At 54.4% G+C, this 5624-nt stretch carries 1 protein-coding gene and 3 rRNA genes; all 4 read left to right on the top strand.

The genetic code is table 11. The features are described 5' to 3' along the window. On the top strand, positions 1 to 223 hold a 223-nt coding region (locus HIM68_RS18860; RefSeq protein WP_216657283.1), incomplete at its 5' end, for a hypothetical protein. A 43-nt stretch (positions 224 to 266) separates the two neighbouring features. Next, positions 267 to 1794: ribosomal RNA gene (locus tag HIM68_RS18755) — 16S ribosomal RNA — on the top strand. 420 nt (positions 1795 to 2214) lie between these two features. Next, positions 2215 to 5330: ribosomal RNA gene (locus HIM68_RS18750) — 23S ribosomal RNA — on the top strand. A gap of 180 nt (positions 5331 to 5510) precedes the next feature. Further along, positions 5511 to 5624 (top strand): 5S ribosomal RNA (rrf, locus tag HIM68_RS18745); the annotation flags it as partial.

Here is a 5624-nt window from a genome sequence, read left to right as displayed (position 1 = left end):
TTTTCGGGTGGTGGTGATGGGTGTGTGTTTGTGGTTTGAGAATCCAATAGCGTGTTTGTTTGAACAAGTTGTGATGCCAGAACATTTTTATTTTCTGGTAAGACAATCACCTGGCCAAACATTGGTTCACCTGTGGTGGGTGGTTCTTCGCCGAACCTCCCACAGCATATGGGTGGATGGTGTGTTTGGTCAGTATTTTTTGGTCAACCTTCTCACCCCGTGAGGGGTTGGCTGTCTTGCTGGGATTCATTCGTAACATAAAGTTTTTTATGGAGAGTTTGATCCTGGCTCAGGACGAACGCTGGCTGCGTGCTTAACACATGCAAGTCGAACGCTGAAGCCGACAGCTTGCTGTTGGTGGATGAGTGGCGAACGGGTGAGTAACACGTGAGTAACCTGCCCCTGATTTCGGGATAAGCCTGGGAAACTGGGTCTAATACCGGATACGACCTCCTGACGCATGTTGGGTGGTGGAAAGTTTTTCGATCGGGGATGGGCTCGCGGCCTATCAGCTTGTTGGTGGGGTAATGGCCTACCAAGGCGACGACGGGTAGCCGGCCTGAGAGGGCGACCGGCCACACTGGGACTGAGACACGGCCCAGACTCCTACGGGAGGCAGCAGTGGGGAATATTGCACAATGGGGGAAACCCTGATGCAGCGACGCAGCGTGCGGGATGACGGCCTTCGGGTTGTAAACCGCTTTCAGCAGGGAAGAAGCGAAAGTGACGGTACCTGCAGAAGAAGTACCGGCTAACTACGTGCCAGCAGCCGCGGTAATACGTAGGGTACGAGCGTTGTCCGGAATTATTGGGCGTAAAGAGCTCGTAGGTGGTTGGTCACGTCTGCTGTGGAAACGCAACGCTTAACGTTGCGCGTGCAGTGGGTACGGGCTGACTAGAGTGCAGTAGGGGAGTCTGGAATTCCTGGTGTAGCGGTGAAATGCGCAGATATCAGGAGGAACACCGGTGGCGAAGGCGGGACTCTGGGCTGTAACTGACACTGAGGAGCGAAAGCATGGGGAGCGAACAGGATTAGATACCCTGGTAGTCCATGCCGTAAACGTTGGGCACTAGGTGTGGGGGACATTCCACGTTCTCCGCGCCGTAGCTAACGCATTAAGTGCCCCGCCTGGGGAGTACGGTCGCAAGGCTAAAACTCAAAGGAATTGACGGGGGCCCGCACAAGCGGCGGAGCATGCGGATTAATTCGATGCAACGCGAAGAACCTTACCAAGGCTTGACATACACTGGACCGTTCTGGAAACAGTTCTTCTCTTTGGAGCTGGTGTACAGGTGGTGCATGGTTGTCGTCAGCTCGTGTCGTGAGATGTTGGGTTAAGTCCCGCAACGAGCGCAACCCTCGTTCTATGTTGCCAGCACGTGATGGTGGGAACTCATAGGAGACTGCCGGGGTCAACTCGGAGGAAGGTGGGGATGACGTCAAATCATCATGCCCTTTATGTCTTGGGCTTCACGCATGCTACAATGGCTGGTACAGAGAGAGGCGAACCCGTGAGGGTAAGCGAATCCCTTAAAGCCAGTCTCAGTTCGGATCGTAGTCTGCAATTCGACTACGTGAAGTCGGAGTCGCTAGTAATCGCAGATCAGCAACGCTGCGGTGAATACGTTCCCGGGCCTTGTACACACCGCCCGTCAAGTCACGAAAGTCGGTAACACCCGAAGCCGGTGTCCCAACCCACTTGTGGGAGGGGGCCGTCTAAGGTGGGACTGGTGATTGGGACTAAGTCGTAACAAGGTAGCCGTACCGGAAGGTGCGGCTGGATCACCTCCTTTCTAAGGAGCACACATTAAGATCCTCATGGTATGACCCGTCTGTGGTCATCATGAGAGCTCAAGGGTGGAACATCACTTCTTCCGCTCGCCCACACAGCCCGGCTGGGGTCAATGCCCCGGGTGCGGTGAGTGATCGGGTGGGCTAGAACGAACACGTTATTGGGTCCTGGAATCACAAACCCCACACGATTGTGTGGGTGTGGTTTCAACCAACAGGACCAACCCGACCAACAGGCAGCCACAGTGTGGGTGTGTGGTGGTGGGTGTTTGGTAGTGGTTTGAGAATCGTATAGTGGACGCGAGCATCAAACACCATATTTGTGTGGTGTTTATGTAATGTGATTTTTCTTGTCATCATCTAGTTAAGGTGAATGAAGCAATATTTTTCGCGCACATGAAGCCGGTCCCTTTTTGGGGGTTGGGTGAGTGTGTAAGAGCGCATGGTGGATGCCTTGGCATCAGGAGCCGATGAAGGACGTGGAAATCTGCGATAAGCCTCGGGGAGCCGATAAACAGGCGTTGATCCGAGGGTCTCCGAATGGGGAAACCCCGCCACTCGTGAGGGTGGTGACCCGTGTCTGAATATATAGGGCATGTGGAGGGAACGCGGGGAAGTGAAACATCTCAGTACCCGCAGGAAGAGAAAATAACAATGATTCCGGGAGTAGTGGCGAGCGAAACTGGATGAGCCTAAACCTGTGCAGTGTCAAGCGTGCTGGTGTTGCTGCAGGGGTGTTGTGGGGTGTACGTGGTCCGGTCCAGCATGACCGGTCTGTGAGTGTTGTTGGTGTAGTCGAACCTGGTGGGAAACAGGACCGGAGTGGGTGAGAGTCCCGTAGACGAAACGCTGACTGTTCGCAGTGTGTGCATGCCCGAGTAGCACGGAACTCGTGGAATTTCGTGTGAATCTGCCAGGACCACCTGGTAAGGCTAAATACTTCCTGATGACCGATAGCGGATAAGTACCGTGAGGGAATGGTGAAAAGTACCCCGGGAGGGGAGTGAAAGAGTACCTGAAACCATGTGCTTACAATCCGTCAGAGCAGTATCTAGATGACTGTGATGGCGTGCCTTTTGAAGAATGAGCCTGCGAGTTAGCGGTGCGTGGCGAGGTTAACCCGTGTGGGGTAGCCGTAGCGAAAGCGAGTCCGAATAGGGCGATCCTAGTCGCGTGTCCTAGACCCGAAGCGGAGTGATCTAGCCATGGGCAGGGTGAAGCGTGTGTAAGAGCGCGTGGAGGCCCGCACCCACTTCAGTTGAAAATGGAGGGGATGACCTGTGGTTAGGGGTGAAAGGCCAATCAAACTCTGTGATAGCTGGTTCTCCCCGAAATGCATTTAGGTGCAGCGTTGCGTGGTTCTTGCTGGAGGTAGAGCTACTGGATGGCTGATGGGCCCTACCGGGTTACTGACGTCAACTAAACTCCGAATGCCAGTCAAGGTTCAGCGTGGCAGTGAGACAGTGGGGGATAAGCTTCATTGTCGAGAGGGAAACAGCCCAGACCATCAACTAAGGCCCCTAAGCGTGTGCTCAGTGGGAAAGGATGTTCAGTTGCGAAGACAACCAGGAGGTTGGCTTAGAAGCAGCCACCCTTGAAAGAGTGCGTAATAGCTCACTGGTCAAGTGATTGAGCGCCGATAATGTAGCGGGGCTAAGTACACCGCCGAAGTTGTGGCAGCACCACAATCGCCGTAATGGTGTGGTGTTGGGTAGGGGAGCGTCGAGTTGCCGGAGAAGCTGCCGTGTGAACGAGTGGTGGAGGCGATTCGAGTGAGAATGCAGGCATGAGTAGCGAAAGACGGGTGAGAAACCCGTCCACCGGATGACCAAGGGTTCCAGGGCTAGGCTAATCCGCCCTGGGTAAGTCGGGACCTAAGGCGAGGCCGACAGGCGTAGTCGATGGACAACCAGTTGATATTCTGGTACCGACACACAACCGACAGTACCAAAACACACGATACTAACCCTGTGATGACCCCGTCAGGCCTTCGGGCCTGTGGTTGGGTTTGAGTGGGGGACCTGAGTGTGGAGTCGGTAAGCGTGAGGTGTGACGCAGAAAGGTAGCCAGGCCGTGCGATGGTAGTCACGGTCTAAGGTTGTAGCACGTGGGGGTAGGTAAATCCGTCCCCGCATAGAGTGTGAGAGCTGATGGGCGCCCCACATTGGTGGGGTGATCTGGTGATCCTCTGCTGCCGAGAAAAGCATCGACGTGAGGGTGTGTGTTGCCCGTACCCTATAACCGACACAGGTGGTCGAGTAGAGAATACTAAGGTGATCGAGAGAATCGTGGTTAAGGAACTCGGCAAAATGCCCCCGTAACTTCGGGAGAAGGGGGACCATCCCGGTGAACCCAACTTGCTTGGGGATGTGCTGGTGGTGGTCGCAGAGGCCAGAGAGAAGCGACTGTTTATTAAAAACACAGGTCCGTGCGAAGATGTAAGTCGATGTATACGGACTGACGCCTGCCCGGTGCTGGAAGGTTAAGAGGACCTGTTAACCCGTAAGGGTGAAGCGGAGAATTTAAGCCCCAGTAAACGGCGGTGGTAACTATAACCATCCTAAGGTAGCGAAATTCCTTGTCGGGTAAGTTCCGACCTGCACGAATGGCGTAACGACTTCTCTGCTGTCTCAACCACGAACTCGGCGAAATTGCATTACGAGTAAAGATGCTCGTTACGCGCAGCAGGACGGAAAGACCCCGAGACCTTCACTATAGTTTGGTATTGGGATTCGGTGTGGTTTGTGTAGGATAGGTGGAAGACTTTGAAGCCCTGACGCTAGTTGGGGTGGAGTCGATCGGTGAAATACCACTCTGACCATAGTGGATTCCTTAACTTCGGACCCTGATCGGGTTCAGGGACAGTGCCTGATGGGTAGTTTAACTGGGGCGGTTGCCTCCTAAAGAGTAACGGAGGCGCCCAAAGGTTCCCTCAGCCTGGTTGGCAATCAGGTGTCGAGTGTAAGTGCACAAGGGAGCTTGACTGTGAGACGGACGTGTCGAGCAGGAGCGAAAGCTGGGACTAGTGACCCGGCCATGGCTTGTGGAAGCGTGGTCGCTCAACGGATAAAAGGTACCTCGGGGATAACAGGCTGATCTTGCCCAAGAGTCCATATCGACGGCATGGTTTGGCACCTCGATGTCGGCTCGTCGCATCCTGGGGCTGGAGTCGGTCCCAAGGGTTGGGCTGTTCGCCCATTAAAGCGGTACGCGAGCTGGGTTTAGAACGTCGTGAGACAGTTCGGTCCCTATCCGCTGCGTGCGTAGGAAATTTGTGGAGGTCTGTCCTTAGTACGAGAGGACCGGGACGGACGAACCTCTGGTGTGCCAGTTGTTCCGCCAGGAGCATGGCTGGTTGGCTACGTTCGGGATGGATAACCGCTGAAAGCATCTAAGCGGGAAGCCGGCTCCGAGATGAGATTTCCAACTGACTTTTGTCAGGGGAGGTGTCCTATAGATGATGGGGTTGATAGGCCGGGTATGGAAGCACTGTAAGGTGTGGAGTTGACTGGTACTAATACACCGATCACTCATCAACCATTCCAATGTGGGGTTGGTGTGTGCGAAAAGATGTTTTGTTTTTTCTAGGATGGCTTGAAGAGTTCACACCCTCGGGTGTGCATGTTGCATAAGTTTTTGGTGTTCGCGTTCGCTGTGCGGTTCTTGGACCACTACCACCCAAACGTTTTGGGTTTGGGTGTGGGTGGTTTGTTGGTTTTGCGGTGGTGATAGTGGTGGGGAAACGCCCGGTTAACCGTTCCGATCCCGGTAGCTAAGCCCATTCGCGCTGATGGTACTGCAACTTGGTGGTTGTGGGAGAGTAAGTGACTGC

Origin of the sequence: Brevibacterium sp. CT2-23B (genome assembly GCF_013168765.1) — a bacterium.
Lineage (GTDB): Bacteria > Actinomycetota > Actinomycetes > Actinomycetales > Brevibacteriaceae > Brevibacterium > Brevibacterium sediminis.
This window is presented reverse-complemented; position numbering and strand designations above follow the sequence as displayed.